This window comes from Acidithiobacillus concretivorus (genome assembly GCF_018853445.1).
In the GTDB taxonomy this organism is placed as follows: domain Bacteria; phylum Pseudomonadota; class Gammaproteobacteria; order Acidithiobacillales; family Acidithiobacillaceae; genus Acidithiobacillus; species Acidithiobacillus concretivorus.
Window position 1 is genome coordinate 26,289 of the sequence record NZ_JABELD010000075.1, and the last position, 26,032, is coordinate 52,320.

At 53.4% G+C, this 26,032-nt stretch carries 30 protein-coding genes; 18 read left to right on the forward strand and 12 right to left on the reverse strand.

Annotated features, from left to right (window positions below):
- The first annotated feature begins 27 nt into the window (after positions 1 to 27).
- Entirely contained in the window at positions 28 to 918 is an 891-nt protein-coding gene (locus HJG40_RS10340) for a LysR family transcriptional regulator (protein WP_215864111.1), read from the forward strand.
- On the opposite strand, the gene prmB is transcribed toward HJG40_RS10340, so the two are convergent.
- Genes prmB through HJG40_RS10360 form a run of 4 tightly spaced genes read right to left on the reverse strand, consistent with a single transcriptional unit; the run spans position 908 to position 3,747 of the window.
- On the reverse strand, positions 908 to 1,807 hold the full coding sequence (prmB, locus tag HJG40_RS10345) for a 50S ribosomal protein L3 N(5)-glutamine methyltransferase (protein ID WP_215864112.1): 900 nt from the start codon (positions 1,805 to 1,807) through the stop codon (positions 908 to 910). The genes HJG40_RS10340 and prmB overlap by 11 nt on opposite strands.
- The gene (locus tag HJG40_RS10350) at positions 1,807 to 2,568 is read right to left on the reverse strand and encodes an exodeoxyribonuclease III (RefSeq protein ID WP_215864113.1); all 762 of its coding nucleotides are present in this window, start codon (positions 2,566 to 2,568) and stop codon (positions 1,807 to 1,809) included. Before HJG40_RS10350 ends, prmB begins: the two co-directional genes overlap by 1 nt.
- Before the next feature lie 12 nt (positions 2,569 to 2,580).
- Entirely contained in the window at positions 2,581 to 2,865 is a 285-nt protein-coding gene (locus HJG40_RS10355) for a DUF2322 family protein (RefSeq protein ID WP_215864114.1), read from the reverse strand.
- A gap of 33 nt (positions 2,866 to 2,898) precedes the next feature.
- Entirely contained in the window at positions 2,899 to 3,747 is an 849-nt protein-coding gene (locus tag HJG40_RS10360; RefSeq protein WP_215864115.1) for a 23S rRNA (adenine(2030)-N(6))-methyltransferase RlmJ, read from the reverse strand.
- A 79-nt stretch (positions 3,748 to 3,826) separates the two neighbouring features.
- Between HJG40_RS10360 and HJG40_RS10365 the strand changes: the two genes are divergently transcribed.
- The 13 genes from HJG40_RS10365 (at position 3,827) to HJG40_RS10425 (ending at position 17,076) form a co-directional block, all read left to right on the forward strand.
- Positions 3,827 to 4,429 carry a glutathione S-transferase N-terminal domain-containing protein gene (locus HJG40_RS10365; RefSeq protein WP_215864116.1) on the forward strand — a complete coding sequence of 201 codons (603 nt, stop codon included), beginning with the start codon at positions 3,827 to 3,829 and terminating at the stop codon, positions 4,427 to 4,429.
- A gap of 5 nt (positions 4,430 to 4,434) precedes the next feature.
- Entirely contained in the window at positions 4,435 to 5,205 is a 771-nt protein-coding gene (gene xth / locus HJG40_RS10370) for an exodeoxyribonuclease III (RefSeq protein ID WP_215864117.1), read from the forward strand.
- A complete protein-coding gene (gene hemH, locus HJG40_RS10375; RefSeq protein ID WP_226857376.1) occupies positions 5,202 to 6,218 on the forward strand; it encodes a ferrochelatase in 1,017 nt (338 codons plus the stop codon). Before xth ends, hemH begins: the two co-directional genes overlap by 4 nt.
- A 55-nt stretch (positions 6,219 to 6,273) precedes the next feature.
- Complete coding sequence (locus tag HJG40_RS10380; protein WP_142089277.1) at positions 6,274 to 6,756, forward strand: FKBP-type peptidyl-prolyl cis-trans isomerase; 483 nt, start codon at positions 6,274 to 6,276, stop codon at positions 6,754 to 6,756.
- 74 nt (positions 6,757 to 6,830) lie between these two features.
- Positions 6,831 to 7,946: an anhydro-N-acetylmuramic acid kinase gene (locus tag HJG40_RS10385; RefSeq protein ID WP_226857377.1), complete on the forward strand. Its 1,116-nt coding sequence runs from the start codon at positions 6,831 to 6,833 to the stop codon at positions 7,944 to 7,946.
- A gap of 263 nt (positions 7,947 to 8,209) precedes the next feature.
- Positions 8,210 to 9,094, forward strand: a complete 885-nt coding sequence (locus tag HJG40_RS10390; protein ID WP_215864119.1) for a shikimate dehydrogenase — start codon at positions 8,210 to 8,212, stop codon at positions 9,092 to 9,094.
- A complete protein-coding gene (pilB, locus tag HJG40_RS10395) occupies positions 9,064 to 10,782 on the forward strand; it encodes a type IV-A pilus assembly ATPase PilB (protein WP_215864120.1) in 1,719 nt (572 codons plus the stop codon). Before HJG40_RS10390 ends, pilB begins: the two co-directional genes overlap by 31 nt.
- Positions 10,783 to 10,814: 32 nt before the next feature.
- Positions 10,815 to 12,428, forward strand: a complete 1,614-nt coding sequence (locus HJG40_RS10400; RefSeq protein WP_215864121.1) for a two-component system sensor histidine kinase NtrB — start codon at positions 10,815 to 10,817, stop codon at positions 12,426 to 12,428.
- Complete coding sequence (locus HJG40_RS10405; protein ID WP_226857378.1) at positions 12,425 to 13,783, forward strand: sigma-54-dependent transcriptional regulator; 1,359 nt, start codon at positions 12,425 to 12,427, stop codon at positions 13,781 to 13,783. Before HJG40_RS10400 ends, HJG40_RS10405 begins: the two co-directional genes overlap by 4 nt.
- Positions 13,780 to 14,580, forward strand: a complete 801-nt coding sequence (locus tag HJG40_RS10410) for a prepilin peptidase (protein ID WP_215864122.1) — start codon at positions 13,780 to 13,782, stop codon at positions 14,578 to 14,580. The genes HJG40_RS10405 and HJG40_RS10410 overlap by 4 nt, the downstream gene beginning before the upstream one ends.
- A gap of 6 nt (positions 14,581 to 14,586) precedes the next feature.
- Entirely contained in the window at positions 14,587 to 15,195 is a 609-nt protein-coding gene (gene coaE / locus HJG40_RS10415) for a dephospho-CoA kinase (RefSeq protein ID WP_215864123.1), read from the forward strand.
- Positions 15,196 to 15,290: 95 nt separating this feature from the next.
- Positions 15,291 to 16,037, forward strand: a complete 747-nt coding sequence (gene zapD / locus HJG40_RS10420) for a cell division protein ZapD (RefSeq protein WP_215864124.1) — start codon at positions 15,291 to 15,293, stop codon at positions 16,035 to 16,037.
- A gap of 34 nt (positions 16,038 to 16,071) precedes the next feature.
- Entirely contained in the window at positions 16,072 to 17,076 is a 1,005-nt protein-coding gene (locus tag HJG40_RS10425; protein ID WP_215864125.1) for a class 1 fructose-bisphosphatase, read from the forward strand.
- Between the two features lie 88 nt (positions 17,077 to 17,164).
- Here the strand turns inward: HJG40_RS10425 and HJG40_RS10430 are convergent, their stop codons facing one another.
- The gene (locus tag HJG40_RS10430) at positions 17,165 to 17,911 is read right to left on the reverse strand and encodes a complement resistance protein TraT (RefSeq protein ID WP_215864126.1); all 747 of its coding nucleotides are present in this window, start codon (positions 17,909 to 17,911) and stop codon (positions 17,165 to 17,167) included.
- A 311-nt stretch (positions 17,912 to 18,222) separates the two neighbouring features.
- On the opposite strand from HJG40_RS10430, the gene HJG40_RS10435 reads away from it, so the two are divergent.
- Complete coding sequence (locus tag HJG40_RS10435) at positions 18,223 to 18,642, forward strand: ClpXP protease specificity-enhancing factor (RefSeq protein WP_215864127.1); 420 nt, start codon at positions 18,223 to 18,225, stop codon at positions 18,640 to 18,642.
- Complete coding sequence (locus HJG40_RS10440) at positions 18,639 to 19,319, forward strand: lytic transglycosylase domain-containing protein (RefSeq protein ID WP_215864128.1); 681 nt, start codon at positions 18,639 to 18,641, stop codon at positions 19,317 to 19,319. The genes HJG40_RS10435 and HJG40_RS10440 overlap by 4 nt, the downstream gene beginning before the upstream one ends.
- Here the strand turns inward: HJG40_RS10440 and HJG40_RS10445 are convergent.
- The 6 genes from HJG40_RS10445 to aroQ are packed head-to-tail and all read right to left on the reverse strand — an operon-like array spanning position 19,301 to position 23,359.
- Positions 19,301 to 19,543, reverse strand: a complete 243-nt coding sequence (locus HJG40_RS10445) for a helix-turn-helix domain-containing protein (RefSeq protein WP_215864129.1) — start codon at positions 19,541 to 19,543, stop codon at positions 19,301 to 19,303. The genes HJG40_RS10440 and HJG40_RS10445 overlap by 19 nt on opposite strands.
- 11 nt (positions 19,544 to 19,554) lie before the next feature.
- Positions 19,555 to 20,187: a zinc-ribbon and DUF3426 domain-containing protein gene (locus tag HJG40_RS10450; protein ID WP_215864130.1), complete on the reverse strand. Its 633-nt coding sequence runs from the start codon at positions 20,185 to 20,187 to the stop codon at positions 19,555 to 19,557.
- Between the two features lie 3 nt (positions 20,188 to 20,190).
- On the reverse strand, positions 20,191 to 21,069 hold the full coding sequence (gene prmA, locus HJG40_RS10455) for a 50S ribosomal protein L11 methyltransferase (protein WP_215864131.1): 879 nt from the start codon (positions 21,067 to 21,069) through the stop codon (positions 20,191 to 20,193).
- Positions 21,066 to 22,412 (reverse strand): acetyl-CoA carboxylase biotin carboxylase subunit, encoded by a 1,347-nt coding sequence (accC, locus tag HJG40_RS10460; RefSeq protein ID WP_215864132.1) that lies wholly within the window; start codon positions 22,410 to 22,412, stop codon positions 21,066 to 21,068. Before accC ends, prmA begins: the two co-directional genes overlap by 4 nt.
- 1 nt (position 22,413) lies before the next feature.
- Positions 22,414 to 22,881 carry an acetyl-CoA carboxylase biotin carboxyl carrier protein gene (gene accB, locus HJG40_RS10465; RefSeq protein ID WP_215864133.1) on the reverse strand — a complete coding sequence of 156 codons (468 nt, stop codon included), beginning with the start codon at positions 22,879 to 22,881 and terminating at the stop codon, positions 22,414 to 22,416.
- 19 nt (positions 22,882 to 22,900) lie between these two features.
- Positions 22,901 to 23,359, reverse strand: coding sequence for a type II 3-dehydroquinate dehydratase (gene aroQ / locus HJG40_RS10470; protein WP_215864134.1), 459 nt, complete (start codon positions 23,357 to 23,359; stop codon positions 22,901 to 22,903).
- A gap of 234 nt (positions 23,360 to 23,593) precedes the next feature.
- On the opposite strand from aroQ, the gene HJG40_RS10475 reads away from it, so the two are divergent.
- Positions 23,594 to 24,451, forward strand: a complete 858-nt coding sequence (locus HJG40_RS10475) for a diiron oxygenase (protein ID WP_215864135.1) — start codon at positions 23,594 to 23,596, stop codon at positions 24,449 to 24,451.
- Positions 24,452 to 24,469: 18 nt separating this feature from the next.
- Positions 24,470 to 24,895: a hypothetical protein gene (locus HJG40_RS10480; protein WP_226857379.1), complete on the forward strand. Its 426-nt coding sequence runs from the start codon at positions 24,470 to 24,472 to the stop codon at positions 24,893 to 24,895.
- Positions 24,896 to 24,911: 16 nt separating this feature from the next.
- Here HJG40_RS10480 and ftsZ read toward each other — a convergent pair.
- Positions 24,912 to 26,032, reverse strand: a 1,121-nt coding sequence (gene ftsZ, locus HJG40_RS10485; protein ID WP_215864136.1) for a cell division protein FtsZ, incomplete at its 5' end; no start/stop codon positions are given.

Sequence of the window (26,032 nt, forward strand, 5' to 3'; positions counted from 1 at the left end):
GTTGCACGTATTCATCGGAAAATCCTATTGAAAATACATGCTGAAGAATTGTTGGCCTTTTTGGCCGTTGCCGAGGCCGAAGGGGTAGGACGTGGGGCCCGGATGCTGCAGCGCAGCCAGCCCGCTGTTTCCGAGCGGCTGCGGGCACTGCAGCTGAGTTTGGGAGAACCGCTGTATCAACGCAGTGGTCGTGGTATCAAGCTGACAGCAGCGGGTGAGTCGCTGTTGCCCTATGCGCGCCGCCTGCGCGAAAGCCTGGCAGAGGTGGAAAGCTGGTCGGCGCGACGCCAGAACCTGCAGGAAGGCAGTTTACGCATTGCGGCCACCAATACGGTCGCCAACTATTTTTTGATGGAACATCTGGCCCGTTTCCGTAGTGCCTATCCGAGTATCCAGTTGCAATTGAAAACGGGTCCTTTGCCGGATGCCCTTTCTTTGGGTAGTTGGGACTTGCTGTTTACCGAAGAGCAAATTATCGCAGATCATTTGCCACAACACATGGAGCAGGAAGCCTGGCGGGAAGATGAACTGGTGGCCATTTTGCCCCGGGATCATCCCTGGGTACAGGAAGGGCGACAATCGGCGCGCTGGGAGGAAATTCTGCAACAACCCATTGTCTGGAGAGAAGCTCATTCAGGAATTCGGCGCCGCGTCGAGGCCGCCATTGCCCATGCCGGATTGTGTGCCCGTTATAGCGTGGAGGTGACGGGAGTCGAAGCTCTGCGCGACGCGGTCGCGGCAGGATTGGGTATTGGTTTTGCCTCGGTGGAGGCTCTGGACAAGGTCCGCTGGCCTTTGGCTTCCCTGCGTCTGGAACCACCGCGTGGTTTATTCTGGACGCTGTTTCTGATTCGCCCGCAGACGGATTTTCAGTCGCGGGCGGTGCGGGTGTTTCTGGAATTGTTGTTCAGCCATTAGAAGTCATCAGGAAAACACCGGAGCCTCCCGCAGGGTGCTCCAACCAGATCAGCGGCAAATCGGGTCTTTGTTCGCTGAGCGCCACTTCTGCATCGCCGGTTTCCACAATCAATACCCCGCCAGCTTCCAGATGTTGGGGAGCTTGTTCCAGCAGGGGCAGGAGACAGTCCAGTCCATCCGTGCCGGCGGCAAGGGCCAGGCGTGGCTCATGGGTGTATTCCGGGGGTAACTCGGCCATGGCTGCGGCATCCACGTAGGGGGGGTTGCTGATAATCAGATCGTAACGTTGTCCCTGCAAAGCCGAGAACAAATCTGACTGATATAAATGCACCTGATCTTCCAGTCCGTGTTTTTGGACATTGCTGCGCGCCACGTTCAGGGCCTCTGGAGAGATATCTACGGCATCTATTTCAGCATGGGGAAAACGCAGGGCCAGGGTAATGGCCATGCATCCGGAACCGGTACCAATTTCGAGAATACGCAGGATTCGGGATTCTTCTACCCAGGGCGCAAAACCCTCTTCAATAAAGGGTTCAATGAGGCTGCGGGGGATCAATACCCGCTCATCCACCATAAAGCGCAGCCCGGCGAACCAGGCTTCTCCAGTAATATAGGCCGCAGGTCTGCGGAGAATTTCACGCGCATAAAAGTGTTGCAATATCCGGCGCTTTTCATCGGGCAGCAGCAGGGCAGCCGAAAAGTCCGCAAGATCTTCGGGTTCCAGGTACAGGGCGCGCGCCAGGATCAGATCGGCTTCGGCGCGGGGATTTTGTTGTCCCTGACTGAAATCCAGATCAGCGGCAGCAAAGCGGCTGCTGCCCCAACGCCGCAAGTCTGCCACGGTGAATAGGTCATTTGCGGCGAGTTGCACATATTGTTCGAGGCGCATCAAATAATCTCCAGCCAGACGGGACAATGATCAGAACCTATGACTTCCGTAGCGATACCCGCAGCGCGCAGGCGCGGCAGCAGACTCTGGTGTACCCAGAAATAATCGAGGCGCCAGCCGATGTCGCGACTACGGGCATCAGTGCGCTGGCTCCACCAGGAATAACGGGCCTCATCGGGATGAAGATGACGAAAACTATCCACCCAACCGGCCTGTTGCCATTGGTCCATGCAGGCTCTCTCCTCGGGAAGAAAGCCGGAAATGCGCTGATTTTCCTTGGGCCGGGCAAGGTCGATGGGCTGATGCGCCGTGTTCACGTCCCCGCAAAAAATCACCGGGCGACCTGCCGCCACTTTCTGGTTAATATGCGCCAGAAAGGCGGCATAAAAATCCAGCTTAAAGGCCAGTCGTTCGTCATCTTTTTTGCCGTTGGGAAAATAGACGTTGTACAAATCAAAATCACCGCAATCAGTGACTACCACCCGGCCTTCGCGGTCAAAATGTTTTACACCCATGCCTGCATGAGAAGTTGACCCGGGAATTTTGCTGAAAGTGCTAACGCCACTGTAACCGGCCCGTTCGGCCACGGCCCAGCAACTGTCATATCCTTCCAGGTGGCTTTCTTCAGTTGTCAGTTTTGCCGGATCCGCCTTGGTTTCCTGAGTGCAGAGCAGATCGGGGCCGGTCTCTTTCACCCAGTCCCGCAAACCTTTGCGGCAGGCTGCCCGCCAGCCGTTTACATTCCAGCTATAAAGACGCAATGTCCGTTTCCTTTAGCGCATGGCCCGTACAGCCAGAAAATCGCTGTCGGCAATCACTTGTTCCAGAATTTTACGACCACTGTCGCCCGCTGTTCCGGCCGTAGCCAGCAGGGCCAGCCCTTCACGCGCTGCAGTTGGGCTGATGACGCCATGACGCAGGGCCAGTTGATAGAGGATTGCGACACTGAATTCGGTGTCGGTCGTTTTGACCAGTTCCTGCTGTAGCTGTGCGGAAGGACCTCCATACAGCAGCAGTTTTTGAATATGATCGATATTGGGAAGTGTTTCTTTGTCCATCCGCTTAACCTTCTTCTGCGTGATTGAGATGAATTAATTTTTATGCGCTGCTTTTTCAGGGGCGGCCCAGCCGCTGCAACGCAGAGACCAGAATCCTCCGGATTGCGGATCGGCCAATAGAGGGCCAAGTTCGGCAAGACCAGCGCTGAGGGCTTCCTTGACGCCCCAAGGCGCATTGATCAACAACAACCCGCTACCAGCCAGGGCTTCGCGACCTTCTTCCGGCCGTTGTGTCAGTTCAAACACCTGCGCCGCAATTTTGCCGCGTATGGCTTGCCAGAATCGCGTGATCGTACCCCGTATTTTTATGGGATACCAGATGAGATAGGTTCCCTGAGGCCAGCGTTGATAGGTGCGCAGTACGGCATTGGCGAGAATTTCCCACTCGTCCCGGCGCTCAAAGGGCGGATCAATCAACACCAGACCGCGCTTTTCCTGCGGGGGGATATGGGCAAAAAGAGCGCGATATCCGTCATCGTTCAAAATGCTGGTATGTGGTCTTTTGCCCAGGTTCGCGCGTAATTGTACGGCAATTTCCGCCTCTGTTTCACATAAAATCATCCGATCTTCCGGTCTGAGCATTTCGGCGGCGAGTCGGGCCGATCCGGGGTAATGCAGCAGTTGTTTGTCGTGATTGATCTGCTGAATACGTTTGAGCCATTCGCCGGATTGGGGCAAACTGCGTCGATCCGCCCATAGGCGTGTAATACCGCCGAGATGTTCTCCGCTGTTGCCCAACGGGTAACTACCCGCCCCGGCATGTGTGTCGATGTAGGCCAGGGGGGTGTCCTTGCGGGTCAAGGCTTCCAAAACAAGATAAAGCGCCAGATGTTTGATGCAATCTGCCGCATTGCCGGCATGAAAATGATGTTGGTAGTTCATGATTCCTGGGCTTGGCTAGGGATGATAATTTAAGTCATGATAACAGAGTCAACGCTGGCCTACCCATAAGGAGAAAAAGATGCGCCTGTTCGCTACCGAAACCAGCCCCTACGCCCGCAAGGTCCGTATGGCGCTATTGGAAAAAAACATCCCCTGCGAAGTGGAATGGGTCAATTTGCGGACTCAGGACCATGCTGCCCTCACCCATAATCCGCTGGGCAAAATCCCGGTACTGCTGCGCAATGATGGTTCGTCGGTTTATGATTCTGCGGTGATTGTTCAGTATCTGGAGATCTTGCGTCCGGATCCGGCGATTTTTCCCAAAGATCCGGAAGCGCGTATTGAAACCCTGCGAGTGGAAGCACTGGCTAGCGGCATTATGGATACAACTATTGCCTGGGTTCTGGAGCAACGTCATGCGGCTGACTGTCAGGATCTGAACATGTTGCAGCGCGCGCGCGGCAAGGTGACTACGGCACTGGCCATGCTTCAGGAAGAAACCAGGGTGTGGAAAGACGTGGCGTCGGTGCCGGTATTGAATCTGTCACAAATTGCGACGGTATGTGCGGTGGGTTATGTGGATCTGCGGGCTCCGGACTTCCTGGTCCAGTTTCCCGATTTGTTGGCCTGGATGCACAGTATGCGTTTGCGGCCCAGTGTTAGTGCGACATTACCGCAGTAATGTCCATGAGAGTGGCCAGTTGGAATGTCAATTCACTGAAGGTGCGGCTTCCGCAAGTGCTGGAGTGGTTGCAGGAAAAATCTCCGGATGTGCTGTGTTTGCAGGAAACCAAACTCACCGATGAAAAATTTCCTGTTGCCGAACTGGCTGAAGCGGGTTATCACGCACTTTATCATGGGCAGCCTACCTATAACGGCGTGGCGATACTCAGTCGCAGTGTGCCGGAAGATGGGCGCTGCGATTGGCCCGAGGGTAGCGACGGTCAGGCGCGGCTTTGCGCTGGCACTTTCGCGGGCACCCGGGTGGTGAATGTGTATGTGCCCAACGGCCAGTCGTTGGAGAGTGACAAATATCCCTACAAGCTGCAGTGGCTGGAGCGCCTGCGGGCCTTGATCGCAAAGGAATTGCAGCAATGGCCCCGGCTGCTGCTCGTCGGAGATTTTAATATTGCTCCCGATGACCGGGATGTTTATGACCCGGTGGCCTGGGGTGAAGATGTCCTGTGCTCTCCTCCAGAACGGGCAGCCCTGTCGGCCCTGCTGAATCTCGGGCTGCAAGATAGCTGGCGTCACCAGCATGGTGATCTTCAGGAATGGAGTTGGTGGGATTATCGGGCGGCAGGATTTCGCCGTAATCGCGGCTTGCGCATTGATTTGATTCTGGCTTCCAATGCCTTGATGGCGGAGGTTCAGGATGTAGTCATCGATCGTAATGCACGGGCTGCTGAACGACCTTCAGATCACGCACCTGTTTTGATTCAACTGCAGGAGGAATGATGATTGGTGTTCTACTAGTCAATTTGGGTACGCCCGAGGCTCCTACAGCTGCAGCCGTACGCCGTTATCTGCGCGAGTTCCTCAGTGATCGGCGGGTGGTGGAATTGCCCCGGATTATCTGGTGGCCCATATTAAATGGTCCGATTCTGACTTTCCGCCCGGCGCGTTCGGCGCGCAATTATGCCAGTATCTGGATGCCCGAAGGATCACCATTAATGGTCTATAGTCAGCGCCTTGCGGATGGCTTACAGCAGTATGGTGATGCCCATTTTTCCGGGCAGTTGCGCGTGGTGTTAGCCATGCGCTACGGAAAGCCGTCATTACAGGAAAAAATAGCAGAACTGCGCCAATCGGGTTGCGAAAAAATACTGGTGGTGCCGCTGTATCCCCAATATGCCGCTGCTACTACGGCCTCCATATTCGACAAGGTCGCCGATGTGTTGCGAGGTATGCGGGATATTCCCGAATTACGCATGCTCCGGGACTGGCATGCCCATCCTGCCTATGTTCATGCGCTGGCAGAAAGTGTCCGTCACTGGTGGCAGGAAAACGGTCGCGCTGAAAAGTTACTCATTTCCTTTCATGGCCTGCCCCAGCGGTCTATTCAGTTGGGTGATCCTTATCGTCAACAGTGCGAAACCACCACGGCACTTTTGGTGCAGGAGTTGGGCATGAATCAGGGCGAATGGATTCAGACCTTCCAGAGTCGTTTTGGCGCGGCTAAATGGCTTGAGCCTTATACGGATAAAACCCTGATGAGTCTGGCCCGGCAGGGGATTCGGGAAATAGATGTCCTCTGCCCCGGATTTTCGGCGGATTGTGTGGAGACCCTCCAGGAAATTGCGCTGGAGGGCAAAGAAACTTTTTTGAATGCCGGCGGAAAAACTTTGCGATATATTCCGGCACTTAATGATAGTCCTTTGTGGATCAAGGCATTCAGCGAGATTCTGGCGCCTTCCTGGCAGTTTTGGGAGACCCCGGAAAATTTTGCCGTTTCTGCCCAGTCAAGCTAGAATTCCCACTGAAATCAGCCGTTATCCTCCAGCCCTCATCTATAGGACGCTCAATATGATCATCAGCAACGACAAAGTAGTCACCATCGACTATTCCCTCACCGATGAAGAGGGAGAGCTGATTGACAGCTCTGTAGGTGAAGAACCGCTTATTTATCTGCATGGACACCACGGAATCATTCCCGGATTGGAGCAGGCTCTGGCCGGGCATCGCACGGGCGATAAGGTGGAAGTATCCATTCCACCCGAAGAAGGTTATGGCGACTGGGATGAAGATTTGGTGGAAGTGGTTGCCAAGGAAGATTTTGATGATCCTGAGGATCTCGAAATCGGGACGCAGTTTGAAACCGAAACGGATGAAGGTGCCCGTCTGGCCACAGTGATTGATATTGAAGGCGAAGATGTGACCGTGGATTTGAATCATCCACTGGCCGGAATGACGCTGAATTTTGATGTCACGGTACTGGATGTGCGTGATGCGACCGCAGAAGAATTGGCTCACGGCCACGTCCATGGTGAGCACGGTCACGAACATTGAGCGAGGCTGTTTGCAGCAGCAACAATTTCTGAATCTTGTTGCGAAGCGGTAACGGCTTGCGCGGTTTAGGTTTGATGTCCGGAACCAGTGCGGATGGTGTTGATGCAGCAGTGCTGGATTTCGGTGTTGCTCCCGCACAGGGATATGCCGGTTTGTTCAGCCAGGCTTTTGCTGCACCCTTGCGGGAAATGGTGCTTGCCGCCAATGGCCCCCTGAATGTTGAGCAAATGGCCGTACTGGATCGTCAACTGGGGGCCTGTTATGCGGAGGTGGCAGAGGCTGCCATTCGTAAATTGGGTCCGGTGGATTTTATTGCCCTGCATGGCCAGACCATTCGGCATCAGCCGCGCGCTGTTCCCGGTTTTACCCTGCAGATTGGCTCAGCCGCCGATGTAGCTATAGCTACGGGTCTGACGGTGGTCCACGATTTTCGGCGAGCCGATGTGGCTGCCGGTGGTGAGGGTGCACCATTGGTTCCTCCGTTTCATCAGCGCCTGTTTCAGGCAGATCAGCCGCGTCTGGTTCTGAATCTGGGCGGTATGGCAAATTTGACCTGGATTCCCGGCGCTGATGACTCCCAAACTTTGCAGGCCTTCGATACCGGGCCTGGGAATGTGTTGGTTGATGCAGCGGTCCGGATTTTGACTAAAGGCGAAGCCTGTTGCGATCTGGACGGCAAATTGGGAGCGGCCGGTAAGGTTCAGGCGTTGCCCCTCGCTCAGTGGTTGAAACACCCCTATTTCCTGCAATCTCCACCAAAAAGTACCGGTCGTGAAAGTTTTGATGACCGGTTGGTCGGTCAATGGTGGCATGTCTGGAAATATTCGGGGGCGGATTTTGTGGCTACGTTAACGGCATTGACGGCCATAACGGTGGCAGATGCCCTGCGAAAATGGACACCTAGTGCCAAAGAGTTGCTGGTGTTTGGCGGCGGCGCTGAAAATCCAACGCTGATGCGGGCCATCCAGGCGGCTTTGCCGGAGCTGCAGGTACATTCGGGGGCGGAGCTCAGCGGTATTCCCAGCCAGGCACTTGAGGCTTTGGCCTTTGCCTGGTTGGGTGAACAATGCTTGCGAGGGAAAACTCTCCCGTATCAACAGGTGACGGGAGTTCGTGAGCCGGTAATCTTGGGCAATATTCTGCCAGGCAGGAACTGGCCGGAATTATTATCTCGACTGACCGACGCCTAAGTATCTGGTTCTGTAATTTTAAAAACGGCAGAGGGTCGGAAGGCTTTGCCGCGACTTTGACCCGCGCCGTTGTTGTTCTTGGTGAAATCCGGCGCCCGTCAGGAGAGCTGTCTGAGCCCGCAGGGCGAGTTCTCTCCTGACAGCAGGATGAGCCTTAGAACAACAGGCAAGGGACGTTGGCGCAAAAAGCCTCCCGACCCTCTGCCGTTTTTAGTTTTATGATCAATAAAGTGCTGCGATATTGGGTTCATGAGGAGCAGGTTTTGGTAACAACAGTGGAAACATGGCATCCCGGTGGAGAAACTGCCGTCTACGGAATCATCGGCGATCCGGTGAAACACAGTCTATCGCCCTGGATGCATCGGCTGTTTGCGCAACAACTGGGGATCGACATGGTGTATGTGCCGTTTCCGGTGATGGCTGCTGACTTGCCAAAAGCGCTCAAAGGATTGGCGGCAGCCGGTGTATTGGGATTCAATGTCACGGTGCCGCATAAAGAATCCACAAAGATCCTGATGGACGAACTCAGTCCAGCCGCAGAGCAGATTGGTGCAGTCAATACTGTACATTATACAGCGGGCCGTTTTAAGGGGGACAACACCGATGCCGTTGGTTTTCTGCGGGCTTTGGAGCGTCATGCGGGGGGCAGTTGGCGCTCTGCCCCCGTTATGGTAATTGGTGCGGGTGGGGCAGCCCGGGCCATTATTTATGCCTTGGGAACGGCTGGCTGCCCCGCTATTTATGTGGCCAACCGCCATGTCGAACGCGCCGAAAAACTGGCGGCTGAATTTCCCCAATTCCCCTTGCATCCTCTTCCACTGGAACGGCAACGCATTGCCCGGATTTTGCCGCAGACACTGTTGCTGGTGAATACCAGCGCCTTGGGTTTGCGTGGGGAAGGTCATCCGGAACTGAATCTGGAATTGTTGCCAAATCATGGCAATGTGTACGATGTCGTCTATAACCCCTTGGAAACCCCATTGTTACGCGTAGCTCGACAATATGGGCGATGTGCAATTGACGGACTGGGTATGCTGGTGGAACAGGGAGCTGAAAGCTTCCGGATCTGGACGGGTGTTTTGCCGCAAACCCAGGCTGTGGAGGATACATTACGTCGATGGCTGCAAACCCGGAACAAATCGCTTTAACGCCCGTATTGCGGGCACTGGTCAGTAATGGGCTGGGTAATGAAGCGCAATTGGTCTCTCTTGCCAGTGATCCTGGGCGGGGGAAAAAACCATTGCTGTTTTATGCGGTAGAAAAAGGTGCTGTTTCTGCGCCTGCGCTGATGGCGCATCTGTCCCAGCGCTACAATATGCCGATGCTTGATCTGGATGCGGTCATGATTGATGACCTGTTGGTACGCCGGATTGATAAAAACCTGATGAGCCGTTATCTCGTCTTGCCCTTATCCAAACGCGGCGAGACACTTTATCTGGCGATGGCTGATCCTACCGACTTCAAAGCTGTTGAAGACATTAAGTTCAATACCGGTTTGCAGGTTGTGCCGATACTCGTGGAAGCCAATAAGCTGATGCGTGCGGTACACCTGGCCAATAATGCCGGAACCGGAATTGATGATGTATTTCTTGAAAAAGCACCAGATGTAGATGCGGATGGTGCCCAGGAGGAATTTGATTTATCCAGGGATAGCGATGGCACTGTGGAGGATGCACCGGTGGTGCGTTTTGTGCAGCAACTGCTTTTGGACGCGATTCAGCGTAGCGTATCGGATATTCATCTGGAACCCTATGAAAAAGATTTCCGGGTGCGTTACCGCCTGGATGGGGTGTTGCAGGACGCTCTGCATCCACCATTGGCTTTGCGGGATGGGGTTACGTCGCGACTGAAAATTCTTTGTCGTCTGGATATTTCGGAGCGGCGTTTGCCTCAGGATGGACGCTTACGGGTACGCGTGCCTCCGGCTCGGGTCATTGATTTTCGTGTGTCTTTTTTGCCGACCAGTTTCGGGGAAACCATTGTCTTGCGTCTTCTGGATCCTGCCAGTTCCAGGGTACCCATCGAACAACTGGGTTTTTTACCTGAACAACGCAAAGCTTTTGAGGAGGCTATTCACCGCCCCTATGGCATGATTCTGGTAACAGGACCTACTGGCTCTGGTAAAACCACGACGTTATACACCGCATTGAACATTCTCAATACGGGTGACTGCAATATCAGTACGGCGGAAGATCCCGTAGAAATTCCGGTGTATGGTATCAATCAGGTGAATATCAATGAGCGGATCGGCTTGAATTTTGCCGCTGCCCTGCGTTCATTTTTACGTCAGGATCCCGATATTATCATGGTCGGTGAGGTGCGTGATCTGGAAACCGCAGAAACTGCGATCAAGGCAGCCCAGACCGGACATTTGGTGCTGGCCACGCTGCATACCAATGATGCACCTCAGAGCCTGACCCGCCTCGAGAACATGGGTATTCCTACCTACAATATTGCCGGTGGGGTGCATCTGGTCATGGCTCAGCGACTGGCCCGCAAGCTGTGTACGCATTGCAAAAAGCCGGTGCGTATTCCTGATCAGGCGCTTGTGGAAGCCGGGTTTGCGGCGGAAGATCTGCAAGGCTGGCGTCCTATGGGTCCGACGGGTTGTGACGAATGTAATAAAACAGGCTATAAAGGGCGTATGGGGCTCTATCAGGTCATGCCAGTCAGTGAAGCCATGCGCGAAATCATCATGCGGGGTGGCACCGCTATAGATCTGGCGCGGCAGGCAGCCAGTGAGGGGGTGCTCACCATGCGCCAGAATGGTCTAAGAAGAATCAAGGAAGGCATAACCAGTCTGGAAGAAGTATTGAGGGTCACCAATCTGCAATGAATAACTGATGCAGCGCCACAAGATTCAAGTTTATGGTATCTGAGTCTATCCAGCAGGACGGATCCTGGCGGCGTCTGTGGGGCGTTTCGGCTTATCGCCTGTTGATTGCCGCTGCAATTGCCATATTGGTGCAGTTACCAGTCAGTAAAAATTTCCTGGATATAGGTGCGCGCAATCATCCGCTGAGTGTGGTAACTCTCGTCGCTGCCGGGATGAGCATGCTTTATCTCTTGCTCCTGCTGATGAGATTCCCCGGCCAAGCGCGCTGGCATCTTTGGTCGCAAGTGTTAGTGGATACAGTCCTGGTGTTGCTGCTGCTGCATTATGGCGGTGGAATAAATGGACCCTTCAGTATTCTCCCTTTTCTGCTGTTGGTGTCAGTGGCCAGTTTGTTGCGGGGGAAGGGCGCATTTTTATTTGTCTGGATATTATTGCTGCTTCTGGTGATTGAATCTTTGCAGGGTGGAATGGCGAGCGTTCACCCACTTTTTGGTCAATTATTTATTTATATTCTGGCACTGATTGCGGTAGCCGTTCTGGCGGACAGCCTGGTGCGGAGTCTGGATCGCGGTAATCGTTTAGCCATACAATGTGACCAGGAGCTGTTCAACCTGAATGTGCTTAATCAGGAAATCGTTCAGCAGATGGATGTAGGCGTGTTGGTCCTGGACCAGTATAACCGGGTTATCCTGAGTAATCCGATTGCACGCAAACTGTCTGGTTATCGGTTTTGGGGAAATGTACCTGTTGCCATAGATCTGGTACAGGCGCGCCTGGCGGCGATGTTGATTAAAAATCAGGGTGACGATAATGAAGTCCTGGTTCCTTTGGGTTCAGGTGATCCGGCTGCAAGGGACCAGACGCAGTCGCTGATGGTGCGAAAAATTGCGCTTCCGGGAAGTCCCTTCCGTCTGCTGCTGTTAAGAGATGCTTCTGTTTTGCGGGCAATGGAGCGCGAAGCGCAACTCGCCGCATTGGGGCGTCTGGCCGCGAATATTGCCCACGAAATCCGTAATCCGCTCAGTGTCATCCGTCACGCAGCCAATCTTCTGGATGAAAGCATGGAAAATGCCAGTTCTCGCCATTTGTTCGAAATACTGGAGAGAGAAACGGTTCGTATCAATGCTATTGTCGAGTCGGTGCTGGAAATGGCACGACCAGGACCCGCCCATCTGGAGCCTATCGCCTTATCCAGCTGGTTGCCGAAATTGCTTGCCCAACTGCAGACCGATCCGCAGTTGGCGGACATGCATGTGCTGGTTCAGGATATCTCGGCGAGCTTGTTGATTTACGCGGATCCTGCACAAGTGCGTCAGGTTTTCTGGAATTTGCTGCATAACACAGCCCAGTATGCAGTTGACGAAGACGGACTGGTGCGGGTAGAAATCAGTGCTGAACGCTATGGAAAAGAACAAATTATGCTGACGTTAAGAGATTTCGGCTCCGGTATCCGACCGGAAGTCATGGAACGCATTTTTGAGCCTTTTTTTACGACCAACTCTCGGGGTACCGGACTGGGTTTACCGATGGTGCGCGAGTTAATCCAAATGAATGGTGGAAATGTGCTGTGTGAGAATCACCCTGATCGGGGTGCCGTATTCAGAATATTCCTGCCTTGCTGGGACCCGCATGAGGAGGCGGCATGATGACAAATCGACCTGGCCCCTCGGCATTGGTAGTAGATGACGAGCCGAGTATTGTTGAATTGTTACAGATTACTTTGCAAGGTATGGGTCTGCAGGTGTCAGGTGCAGGTTCTCTGGCAGAAGCGCACGCCCATCTTTCTCATGGTCTCCCCTCGCTGGTGTTGAGTGATTTACGTTTGCCAGATGGTTCAGGCATTGATCTCGTGCGACATTTGCACAATGCCTATCCACATATTCCAGTGGCCGTCATTACGGCTTATTCATCGGCAGATGGTGCTGTAGAAGCCATGCAGGCAGGGGCTTTTGACTATATGTCCAAGCCCATTGAGTTGGCGCGTCTGCGCCAGTTGGTGGCCCAGGCGCTCAAGCTAAATCATCCCCTGGACGTGGAGCAGGATGCGACGAACCGGCTGATTGGTCAGTCTCTCGTAATGCAACAATTAAGAGCAGATATTCGCAAACTGGCTCGTAGTAATGCGCCTGTTCATATTACGGGTGAGTCAGGAACCGGCAAGGAGTTGGCTGCCCGGGCTATTCATGATTCCAGCCTGCGGCAGGACAAGCCTTTTGTGGCTGTGAATTGTGGTGCGATTCCCGAAGGGTTGATTGAAAGCGAATTATTTGGTGCTGAAAAAGGCGCTTATTCTGGCGCAACCCAGTCCCGCCAGGGGCTTTTCCAGGCGGCTAACGGGGGTACGCTTTTTCTGGACGAAATTGCTGAGTTACCCATGCTGATGCAGGTTAAGTTGCTGCGCGCTATTCAGGAGCGAGTGATTAGGCCGCTGGGTGGTGCGCGAGAAATTTCTTTGGATCTGCGGTTTATTTCGGCGACGCATCGCGATCTTGGTGCAATGGTGGAGGCTGGGACCTTTCGTCAAGACCTTCTTTATCGGCTGAATGTAGTGCAGTTGCACATGCCGCCATTGCGGCAACGACTGGAAGATGTCCCCCAACTGGTTGAGGTGATTCTTCAGCGCATCAGTAGGCAAGTAGACCAGAGCCCGACCATTTTGGTTGAAGAGGTACTGGAAAAGCTGCAGGAATATGATTTTCCGGGCAATGTGCGCGAACTGGAGAATTTGCTGGAGCGTAGTCTAGTATTTCCAGACAAGAATATTCTTGAAAATGGAAATCACGTTGCTCCGAACCAGAATGCAAATCAAAGCTTTTCTACGGTTGTCCCGAAAACAGAATCTGGAGTTGCCTGTACTCTGGATAGAGCCGAAGCCGATCTGCTTCGATCGGTACTTGCAGAGGTTTCCGGAGACCCGGTGGTAGCGGCGACGCGACTGGGTATTTGTCCACAATCTTTTGCGCTCAGGTTTACCCGTGTCGTGACCGGGAGGGGGGGGTGACGTCACTCTTTCCCTTCGCCGGTTACGTATTTGTGGGGCTGTTCGGATTGCTGATTGGCAGTTTTCTCAATGTGGTCGTGCACCGCGTTCCCCGCCGGGAATCGATCATTCGGCCTTCTTCCCATTGCCCTCAGTGTGGGCATGTGCTCCGTGCCTGGGAGAATATTCCGGTGCTGAGCTGGCTATTGCTACGCGGTCGCTGTCATTCTTGTGGTAGTTCCATCTCCTGGCGCTATCCTGCTTTGGAGTTGTTGACGGGAATATTCAGCGTAGTGGTTGCCTGGCAATGGGGATTTCGTTGGTCATTAATTCCTGCACTGTTTTTCACCTGGACTTTATTGGCGCTTACCCTGATTGATCTGGAAACGCAATTACTCCCGGATCGCATTACCAAACCGGGTATGCTCCTCGGACTGCTCATTAATGCTTCCGCTTTTTTGGGATCGGGACTGGCCCTGACCACGCCATTGAATGCTCTGCTTGGCATTGTTCTGGGATATGGCAGTCTGTGGTTGCTGGCGACCGTGTACTTGAAAATGACCGGGCGGCATGGCATGGGTGGCGGTGATCTCAAGCTGCTCGGCTTGATTGGTGCGTGGCTGGGTTGGCAGGCAGTTTTCCTCACCCTGTTTATAGCCGCCATAAGCGGGGGGCTGGTTGCCACGGTCTTTTTGCTGCGCGGAAAAGGCCGGGATTACGCCATCCCCTTCGGACCCTATCTGGCTCTGGGGGGCTGGCTTATGCTCCTCTGGCCCGGTGATATTATCCATGCGTATCTGCAGTTGCTGGGGGCCTGATCCATTATGCGCTTAGGACTGACCGGCGGAGTTGCCAGCGGTAAAAGTACCGTGGCGGAGATGCTGCGGGCCTTGGGTGCGCATATTCTGGATGCGGATCTCATGGCCCGTGAGCTGGTTGAGCCGGGCCAGCCGGCCCACGCGGCGATTGTCCGGCACTGGGGGCCGCAATATTTGCTGGCGGATGGTTGTTTGGATCGGTCTTTGTTGCGGGAGCGGATTTTCAGTGATCCGGCCGCCAAAAAATGGCTGGAGTCCCTGTTGCACCCCCAGATTCGCCAACTTTTTCTGGACCGCAGTCAAAGTCTGCAAAAGGACCAGCCCGAAGCGGCCATCGTTTGGGTAGTGCCGCTTCTTGTCGAAAACCATTATCAGGCGCTGCTGGATCAGGTTCTGGTTATTGATTGCCCAAGTTCTTTGCAAATTGAACGATTACAGTTGCGTCCCGGCTGGTCTAATACGCAAATTGAGGCTGTTCTGGCGGCGCAACTTCCGCGTGCCGAGCGGAATGCCGCTGCAGATTACGTTATTAACAATGAAAAAGACGTGCAGGCTTTGCATGAAGCCGTTTTGGTTTACTGGGAAGCAGTTCATAAAGCCCTTGGATTTGCCTAGAAAAATTGCCTGTGGCAACCTGTCAGGCAATGCCCGAAAATGGTGCATTAATTGCTGTCACTATGAACAGTTTTTACGGATAAAAAAGGACAGGCATGGCAGTTTATGAGCATCCCCTCCATGAGCGCGCCCGATTGTTGTTGCGCATGGAGAGCGTTTTTGCGCAGGTGCAGCGCATTCATGAGGGAGATTTGCGTCAGGCATTGCGTCCATATAATGAACTGCTGGATTTTTGCAGTCGACCTGAGTTGCGCCTGGATTTGATTCTGGAACTGGAGCGACTTGGGCAAAGCCTCAGCATCTGGTCCCAAAGTCCCGAGGTGGATGAGCGGCCCCTACAGGTCTGGCAGTTTCGCATCAATCAGCAACTCAAATTACTGCGCGAACATCGGGAAGCTTTTGGAGAGTTATTACGACATCAGGAAATCATTCAGCTGGCGCGGGGTCGTATGGGTGTTGCTGGTGGTTTGGCAGACTGCGACTTACCCTTGTTGGCTTTTTGGAGTCAGCAGGCCCCGGAACGCGCGAAAATGCTGCTTGGTGGCTGGGAGAAAGGGTTGGAATTATTGCAGCATAGTGTGGATTTGATTCTGGCTTTGCTGCGGGATTCCTGCGCATGGTCACTCGTGGATGCTCAGGAAGGGCGCTATGGTTCTGCCCTTGATCCGCGTCGACCGCCCTCGTTGATCCGTCTGGAAATTGCTGATGATATGGATTGTTACCCCAAAATCAGTGGAGGTATTCATCGTTTTCACATTCAGTGGTTGCAATGGTTGGACCAGGGCGCGGGCCGCGCGATAGAATCCACCATCACCTTCAGGCTGGGTCTGAGTGCCCTGTAGACAAATTTTCATTGCTTAATTAAAGGATCGGCGCATGCATATTGGGACTACCCTGACACAATTCATTACGGAAGAAACACGACGGCATCCACAGGCCTCAGGAGACTTTGCTGCACTTTTGAATGATCTGGCAGTTTCCTGCAAGTTTATCGGTGCACAGGTTTATCGGGGTGCCCTGGTAGGTGCCCTGGGAAGTGCCGGGACTGACAATGTCCAGGGCGAAGTACAGAAAAAGCTCGATATTATTTCCAACGATGCCATTTTGCACGCCATGGACTGGACCGGACATCTCGCCGGTATGGCTTCCGAGGAAATGGATGATCCTTATTCCATCCCCAATAGTGTTCCCAGAGGTAAATACCTGCTTCTTTTTGATCCTCTGGATGGTTCCAGCAACACGGACGTTGGGATCAGCGTCGGAACGATTTTCAGCATTCTCAAAGCGCCCGTTGCGGGACGGGATGCCAGTATGAAAGATTTCCTGCAGCCGGGTGTGGAGCAGGTGTGTGCCGGTTATGCCCTGTATGGGTCCAGTAACATGCTGGTTTACAGTACGGGGCATGGTGTCAATGGCTTCACTCTGGACCCGTCCATCGGCGAATACATGCTTACCCACAAGCAAATGACCATTCCGGAAGACACCAGTGAATATGCCATCAACATGAGTAATCATCGGCACTGGCAGAAACCGGTACAACGCTATATTGATGAGCTGAACCAGGGTACAGAAGGTCCGCGTGGGCGGAATTTCAATATGCGCTGGGTGGGTTCCATGGTGGCGGATGTTCACCGCATTCTTTGCCGGGGCGGAATTTTTCTGTATCCCTTTGATCAGAAAGACCCCAAAAAGCCCGGCAAACTCAGGTTGTTGTATGAAGCCAATCCCATGTCTTATCTGGTGGAGCAGGCGGGTGGTGCAGCAAGTACCGGGACTGCACGGATTCTGGAAATACAGCCGGAGGGGCTACATCAGCGCGTTCCCGTCATCCTGGGCGCGAAAAATGAAGTAGAACGGGTGCTCGGTTACCATCAGCACTGATTTTTTCAGTAGAACTGAAAAAGCTCCCGATTTTGGTCGGGAGCTTTTCTGCAAGTAGTCTGGAGAATTCCGGACTTAAACTGACGGCTTAAAGAATGCCGGACAGGCTGTGCACTAATTGACCCTGCAATGCGGGAACGGCGTCTTTGAAATCCAGATTGACCTTGTTGGCTGTGGAAACAACACGGGTCCGGTAATACATCCAATGGTTGGTACCACTGATCTGCTGGGTGGTCGTGCTGCTGGTACCCTGCTGCAAGCTCGAATTGGTCTGCTGGTTGACGGCCTGCTTGCTGCGTTCTGCCACCTGAACGTCAGTGATCATCGCGTAGGTCACATCCTTGACGAGGGAGTTGGCAATGAGCCCAATTCCTTCACCAACCAGTGCTCCCGCACCTGCGCCAGTCCAGCTTTGGCCAATGACTGCTCCGGCGGCGGCCCCAAAAGCAGCACCACCAAAACCGTTGGTTAATGATTTTTGAGCGGCGGCTTCGGACATTTTGCCAACAGATAACACGTTAATCTGCAGCATATAATGTGCCTGATTGTAAGGAACGATGCGGTATCCCTGGTTAGTCAGGTTGGCATCAATTTCCTGTTCCAAAGCAGCAACGTTCAGGGTTTTATCTGAGGTGTTCTTAAATTGTACATAAACGGTCTGTTCGGAAGGCGGAACCGGGTTCAGGAAAATGGTGTTAGACATTTTGGTCTGAACACTCAGATCTTTATGTTCCAGCGCAACCTGGGTAGCGGCACAACCGGAAAGCGCGATGGCACTGGCAGCGGCGATGGTGTAAGTAACAAGCCGAAGTTGTTGACGCGCGGCTAACTGCATGAGTTCCTCCGAACGTGAGTTATAAACCCCAACATGGGGATGATCGTAAAGCGCATATTATGGTTTCTATTTTAGAGATTACTGTAAAGGAGGCAAGAAGTATTTACCATTCATATTTTAAACTGATGTCTTTTTACGGGTAAGAAGGCATATAAATTTAGAATTAAAAAATTTTGATAGATGGAAAATATTTAGCCTCGAAAAAATTGATGCTTGAAATAGCTTGAAGATTCTAGAAATTCGGCTATAAATTCTCTAGAGTCTCATCTGGAAGATGGTCATCCAGACCCGGAGTGAATGGAGAATGCAACTTGTTGCCTGAAAGTGCCAAGCCTTATCTGCTGAATAGTGTTTATCAATGGTGTGTTGACCAGGGTTATACGCCCTATATTCTGGTGGTGGTTGCCTATCCGGGGGTGGCGGTTCCCAGCGGTTATGAAAAGGACGGGCGCATGATTCTGGATATTTCCCCGAATGCGTGCCACAACCTCAATATGGCCGATGGTTGGATCAGCTTCAACGCCCGCTTTGGTGGTGTGGCGCGGACGGTAGATGTGCCTATGGCGGCCGTGGCGGCTATTTATGCTGCAGAAACCCAAGAGGGTATGGGTTTTGCGGAGCCAGAGCTTCCTGATGCTCCGCCGCCAGGAGCCGAGCCCGAAGATCGTGTAGCGCGTGCTGCTGATGCTCAGGAAAAACCGGAGAAGCCTTCATTGCGGGTCATCAAATGAAAATTCAGGCGGGTTTCTGTGGCCTGCTGTTGCTCCTGTGTGGAGGGGCTGCCGAGGCAAATATATACGCCTATACAGATAGCCATGGCGTCGTGCATCTGACCAATGTTCCGGCTGGAAACAGCGCGTATCACATGGTCATGCGTACACCGAAAATGCCGGTAGCTACTGCTCGCGCCGACTTTAACCTGGTAGCCAAACAGCAATATCAGTCGCTGATTCAAGCGGCAGCCAGTCATTACGGAGTGAGTCCTGCTTTGGTAAATGCCGTGATTTCTGCTGAATCCGGTTATAACGCCGGTGCGGTTTCGCCCAAGGGAGCCATTGGTCTGATGCAATTAATTCCGGCTACAGCGGCGCGTTTTGGGGTTTCCAACTCCTTCAGTCCGGCAGAAAACATCAATGGTGGTACGGCTTATCTGGCTCACCTGCTGCGAAAGTTCAGCGGCGATCTGAAACTGGCGGTAGCCGCCTATAATGCCGGTTCCAGTGCGGTTATTCATGCGGGTTATCAGATTCCACCTTTTGCTGAAACCCAGGCCTATGTACCTCGGGTGTTGGCTTATTACCAGCGCTATCTCAATGGCAGCAGTTCAGGCCCAAGCCTGGGTGCCATAGGTCATGTTCCCACTCCGGTTTCAGCTTCTCCGCAGCTTATTCAGGTGTCCAGTCCGTAGTTTTGGAGTTTTTTTCGCAAGGTGTTGCGATTGATACCCAGCCATTGGGCAGCCGTACCCCGTTGACCATCACATTTCTTTAGCGTGTGTTTGAGCAGGGCACATTCCACTTGTTCAATCACCTGAGTATGCAGATTGTTTGGCGTTTCGCCTTGCAGGTCGTCCAGATAACGATCGACGATCATGACCACGCAGTCACTGAGAGTCATCCATTCTGTTGCCATGATTTTGCTCCTCAGGGTTGACTGAGAAGAGTGACCTGATAGCCTGCAGCGGCAATCAGTTTGGGACTCTTGATGGAGAACTGAACGGGTGTATGGGATAAAAATCCGGAGATGGTCTCTTCTGGCTTTGCCAGATATTCTTTGGGCGTGAATTGCAGATGGGCAATGGGTGCGCCGTAAACATTACTCAGCGTGACCTGGATGACCGGGTATGCCTGCACGTGCCCCGCCAGATTCTCTATTTTTCCGGTAATTTCAGCCAAGTGATTATCCAGCGCAGTGACATGGCTATCGACAATACGCATTGCCTTATTGGGTCCGGGCCAGGCAATCTGTGTACCTAATGTGTTGGCACTCTGGATCATGGCACGGCGGATGGGCGCACTATTAGCTGCGTAACTATAAATGCCGGTTGACCAGAGGATTTGACCAATCAGCGCCAAGACCAACAGGAAAATAATCAACAGGAGTAAATAGCGGCCCAGACGTTGCCCCAGATGAGCACCTGCAGTGCCGGTTTCGTTGTCCAGGTCCACCTGGAACACCTGCTGGCAGACGCCACACTTGACCTGATAATGATGTTTTTGCAGGGCGTTATGATCAACGCTAAAAGTAGACTCGCAACGCGGGCAGGTTATTTCCATGGTTCAGTCTCCGGATTTTCGCTGGCCATACAGCAAGGACCAGTCTTCTTCATGTTGCGGGGCGGCTAAATTAAAATAGGGTGCGTAGGCATTTTGAATGTCGGTTTCCTGGCTGTGGAGAATGCCGGAGAGGGCAATCCATCCTCCCGGCCTGGTCAATGCAGCCAATGTGGGGGCAAGACTGAGCAGGGGGCCGGCCAGAATATTCGCAACCAGAATATCTGCCAGGGGCGTTGGTGTTGCTTCAGGCAGGGACAGTCGCAGTCGCTCCGCGACACCATTGCGTTGGGCGTTGTCCATGGCCACTTGCAGCGCATTAGGGTCGGTGTCGATCCCATAAGCTTCTTTTGCACCCAAAAGCAAAGCAGCAATAGCGAGAATACCCGAGCCGCAGCCATAATCCACAATGTACTCGTTTCCTTGAATGTGGCTTTCCAGAAAGTGCAGGCAGCGCGAAGTGGTAGGATGCGCCCCGGTACCAAAGGCCTGACCGGGGTCGAGGTGCAGTTCATAGCGGGCATCTTGTGGCGCGTGATCCCAGCTGGGAACCACCCAGAGCTTTCCAAACTGACGGGCCGGAAATTGTGCCTGGGTACTGGATACCCAATCCTGATCTTCTAAAGCCTGGACAGAGGCCCCATGGTTTTGCCAACCAGCCATGTTTATTAACGCATGAATGCTGGCTTCGTTGTGGTTTTGGGCAGCAAAAAGCGCCTGACACTGACTTTTCTGCCAGAGCTCTCCTTCAATAAAAAGCGCTTCGCTGGTATCCAGCTCCATAAAAGTGATGGCGTCAGCACCTGCCTCCAGCAATTGTGTCTCCACCTTTGCGGCAGAGTCGGCCGGAACCTGAAGGCTCAGTTGCCACCATGCAATATTCATAGAGCGAGCAGTGCTTCCAAATAATGGATATTCACTTCACCAGCTGCATATTGGGCTTCTTCAAGAATACGGCGATGTAAAAGAATATTGGTCTGGATGCCTTCAATGCTGGTTTCCCGCAGGGCGCTACGCATGCGCACCTGGGCTTCTTCCCGATCATTTCCATAGGCGATGATTTTGCCGATCATGGAGTCATAGAAAGGGGGTACCCGATAACCGGCATATATATGACTGTCTACCCGAATCCCCGGACCGCCCGGCGGGTGCCAGGCCGTGATTTGCCCGGGTGAGGGCATGAATTTTTCAGAATCTTCAGCGTTGATACGGCATTCTATGGCGTGCCCCTGTAAGCGAACATCTTCCTGGCGAATAGCTAGGGGCTTGCCTGCCGCAATCAAAATCTGCGCTTTAACAATATCCACACCAGTAATCATTTCAGTCACTGGGTGCTCTACCTGAACGCGGGTATTCATCTCGATAAAGTAAAAGGTTTTACTGCCGGGATCGTAAAGAAACTCAATGGTTCCGGCACCGCGATAGCCCATGTCTGAACAGGCTTTGACAACGGCTGCACCAATTTCGGCGCGTTGTTGATCGGTAATGCCTGGAGCAGGTGCTTCCTCGATGACTTTTTGGTGGCGACGTTGCACGGAGCAGTCCCGTTCGCCGAGGTGTACGCAATGGCCGTGAGCATCGCAGAGCACCTGGAATTCAATATGGCGGGGTGTTTCCAGAAACTTTTCCATGTACAGGGTCGGGTTGCCAAAAGCCTTGCCTGCTTCTGCCCGGGTCAGGTTGGCGGCGTTGATCAAATGTGCTTCGGTGTGGACAACCCGCATGCCGCGTCCGCCACCGCCCCCGGCAGCCTTGAGAATGACTGGATAACCAATATCCTTCGCCAGTTTTTTGAGGGCATCACTGTCATCCGGTAAAGGGCCATCAGACCCGGGAACGCAGGGGACCCCGGCTTTGATCATGGCCGCCTTGGCCGCGATTTTATCTCCCATCAGGCGAATGGTTTCGGCACGGGGACCAATAAAAGCAAAACCACTGTTTTCCACCCTTTCGGCAAAATCGGCATTTTCCGACAAAAATCCGTAGCCGGGATGAATGGCTTCTGCGTCGGTGACTTCTGCAGCAGCAATGACCGCCGGGACATTCAAATAGCTTTGATCACTGGGAGCGGGGCCAATACAGACGGACTCGTCGGCCAGCTTGACGTGCATCAGATCACGGTCGGGTTCGGAATGTACGGCCACCGTGCGGATTCCCAGCTCACGGCAGGCACGCTGAATGCGCAGGGCAATTTCGCCCCGGTTGGCGATGAGGATTTTTTCGAACATATCAATCCTCTGGTGCAATAATAAAGAGTGGTTCGCCGTATTCTACAGGCTGCCCATTACTGGCCAGTACCTTGATGATTTTGCCGGAGACATCCGCCTCAATTTCATTCAGCAGTTTCATGGCTTCAATAATGCAGAGTGTTTGTCCGGCCTTGACGGTGTTGCCTTCTTCAACAAAAGGCGCAGCTTCCGGCGAAGAAGCCCGATAGAAGGTGCCTACCATGGGGGACTTGATCATGTAGCCCTGGGGGACGGCTTCAGATGCTGCAGCGGGTTCAGGAGGCCGTATTACCTCTGCTGCCGGTGCTGGAAGCGGGGCTGGCTGCGTGTGATAGGTCACATTTTGTGGGGCGACGGGCGCCGCATGTCGGGTAATACGAACCTTACTTTCACCTTCCACAACTTCAATTTCGTCAATGGCACTTTTTTCAAGTAATTCGGCAAGGCGACGAATGAATTGGATATCCATGCTTTTCCTTATTATGCGTTTAGTCAGGGCGTGAAAAACGCCGGTAAATGGCTTCCAGAGCGAGGAAGTAGCCATCAGCACCCAATCCGGCGATGACCCCTTGGGCAATGTCGGAAAAGTAAGAATGCTGACGGAAGGATTCCCGCGCATGAATGTTGGATAAATGTACCTCAATGAACGGAATCGCCACGGCGCTCAGGGCATCCCGCAGCGCCACGCTGGTGTGGGTAAACGCAGCGGGATTGATGATGATGTTGGTGATCCCCTGGTGAGGTGCAAGCTGCACGGCATCTATCAGCTGATGCTCGGCATTACTTTGCAAACTGCTCAAGGCCCAACCCCAAGCCTTGGCCATGGCTGCCAGTTTGGCGTCTATGTCGGCCAGAGTGCTTTGGCCGTAGTGCGCCGGTTCGCGCTGACCCAAAAGGTTCAGGTTCGGTCCGTGCAGTACCAATATGTGAGGAATAGATACAGCCATGGCTTCCGCGTAACATCAAGAATAAACTGAAGTCTGCCGCAAATGCGCGCATAAATCTAGGTCGAAGCGTTACAGGAGAGCCCCATAATTTTTCGCAGGCATCGCCCCACGCGTTGATTTGACGTAGAATACACTCAATATATGGTTCATACGGGTTGCTGGCAGGATGGTGCAGCCCAGACAGGTCGCTGCGACCTATTGTGATTGACGACGCCGGAGAGAGGTGGCTTTGCCATGTTATACCCTGAATTATTTAAATCCCTGGAGGCCGCGCGTTGGAATATGGCGACAGATATTCCCTGGGATCAGTTTGATCGGAGTCTGGTGAGTGATGAGCAGCTGCGCACCATCAAGATGAATGCTGTGACCGAGTGGTCGGCGCTTCCGGCGACGGAAATGTTTTTGCGTGATAATCGCGATGATTCGGATTTTTCAGCATTCATGTCCATCTGGTTTTATGAAGAACAGAAGCACGCGCTGGTTTTGATGGAATACCTGCGCCGCTTTGCACCCGAGTATCTCCCCACAGAAGAAGAGCTGCACAAAGTGCGATTTGAATTTGATCCTGCGCCCGCCATGGAAACCCTGATGCTCCATTTTTGTGGGGAAATTCGTTTGACGCATTGGTACAAATGCGCGGCGCAGTGGCATAGCGAGCCGGTCATTCGTTCCATTTACGAAGTGCTGTCCAAAGATGAAGCGCGGCACGCGGGCATTTATCTGAAATATATGCGCCGGGCTATTGAGCGACTGGGAGACTCGGCGCGCCTGGCTTTCGCCAAAATCGGTGTATTGATGGCCAATACCAAGACGGCAAAAGCTTTGCATCCGACCAATTTGCATGTGAATAAAGAGATGTACCCTGAAGATAGTGTCCAGAGTCACTTGCCGGATCCTGGTTGGCTGGAGCAATGGCTGGATACCCAGATTCATTTTGATGCCATCTGGGAAGGCAAGGTCATCAACGGCATTTTGCGCAATCTTTCTACTCTGCTTGAAATTCCCATCCAGAGTGCCAAGGATCTGAGTCGTTATCGTAAGGCCATGTCCAGTGCAGACCGCGAAGCATCCGGGCATATGGCCGCTGGCTGACTTCAGGTACGTTTAAGCATGTCTGATGCGTCTTGGCGGAGTATGAGCCTGGAGGAAAGATTGAAATGGGCGCTGAGTCCTGAACTGCCCAGTCACTATCGTCCCTTCTTGCTGAGGGAACAGTGGGTGCAAACGCGCTGTTATTTTGCCAGACGGGCGGATTTGTTGCCTGAAGAAGTGGCTGCATTGGCTCGGGATGACGACTATGTGATCCGCTTGTGCATTGCGAAAAGGCCGGATTTGTCAGCGGAACAGGTGGCGGATTTTTGTGCGGATCGGGATCCCAATGTGCGCTATGCCATTGCCCGCAATCCCCTGCTGACAGACATTCAGCGTGCCGAGTTGCTTGCCGATGAAGATGAATTGGTAAGAACAGCCGCAGCCAAAGGGCCACGGCCTAGTCAGGAGCGTTGTCGGCCGGGTCAGGCGCCATTATTGCGCTGACCCGGTGATGCCGATCTTAGTCAGCCTGGCGGCGCAGAAAGGCCGGTATATCCAGGTTGGCAAAATCCTGAACCCCAGAGCTGCCATTACTGCGGTTAGAGGCTGAAGCCGGTGCCGGACGTTCGTTATGACGCATACCCACGGGTATGTCGAGATTGCGCCAGTCAGAAGGTGTGCTCGGATTGCCGGCACTGGCGGCCCCACGACCCCGGATGTTCTCCACGGCCAAGCGCACGGGTTCGCGCTGCAAACCTGTAGCCACTACAGTGACGCGCAACTCCCCATCCAGGTCAGGATCCAGCACCGTACCGACCTTCACATTGGCGTCATCTGCTGCATAACCGCGAATCAGCTCGCCGACTTCCTGGAATTCTCCCAGGGTCAGGTCCATACCTGCCGTGATGTTGACGAGAATGCCGCGTGCCCCGGAGAGGTTGATGTCGTCCAGTAACGGGCTGGATGCGGCACGGGTCGCTGCATCTCTGGCGCGGTTTTCCCCCTTGCCACTGGCGGCGCCCATCATTGCCAGACCCATGCCCGACATGACCGTACGCACATCGGCAAAATCCAGGTTCATCAGGCCGGGACGGGTGACCAACTCGGAGATACCCTGTACCGCACCCAACAAAATGTTGTCCGCTGCCTGATAGGCATCCTTGAGACTGATGGCCGTGCCCAGAACGGCCAGCAGCTTCTCATTGGGAATAATGACCAGGGAGTCAACATGCTGGGAAAGTTCGTCGATACCGGAAAGTGCATGCTGTTGGCGTTTTTTGCCTTCAAAATTGAAAGGCTTGGTTACCACCCCAACCGTCAGAATACCCATGTCCCGGGCAATGGCAGCAACAACAGGAGCAGCACCTGTACCTGTTCCGCCGCCCATGCCGGTAGTGATGAATACCATATCCGCTTTTTCGAGGGCCGCACGAATATCATCGCGGCCTTCTTCTGCTGCCTTGCGGCCGACTTCCGGATCAGCCCCGGCACCCAGACCACGGGTAATTTGTGCACCCAACTGAATGGTGCGGCTGGCCAGTGAATGACGTAAAGCCTGGGCATCCGTATTGGCGGTGATGAATTCCACCCCTTCCAAACCCGCTCCACACATATTGTTGATGGCGTTACCACCACCACCGC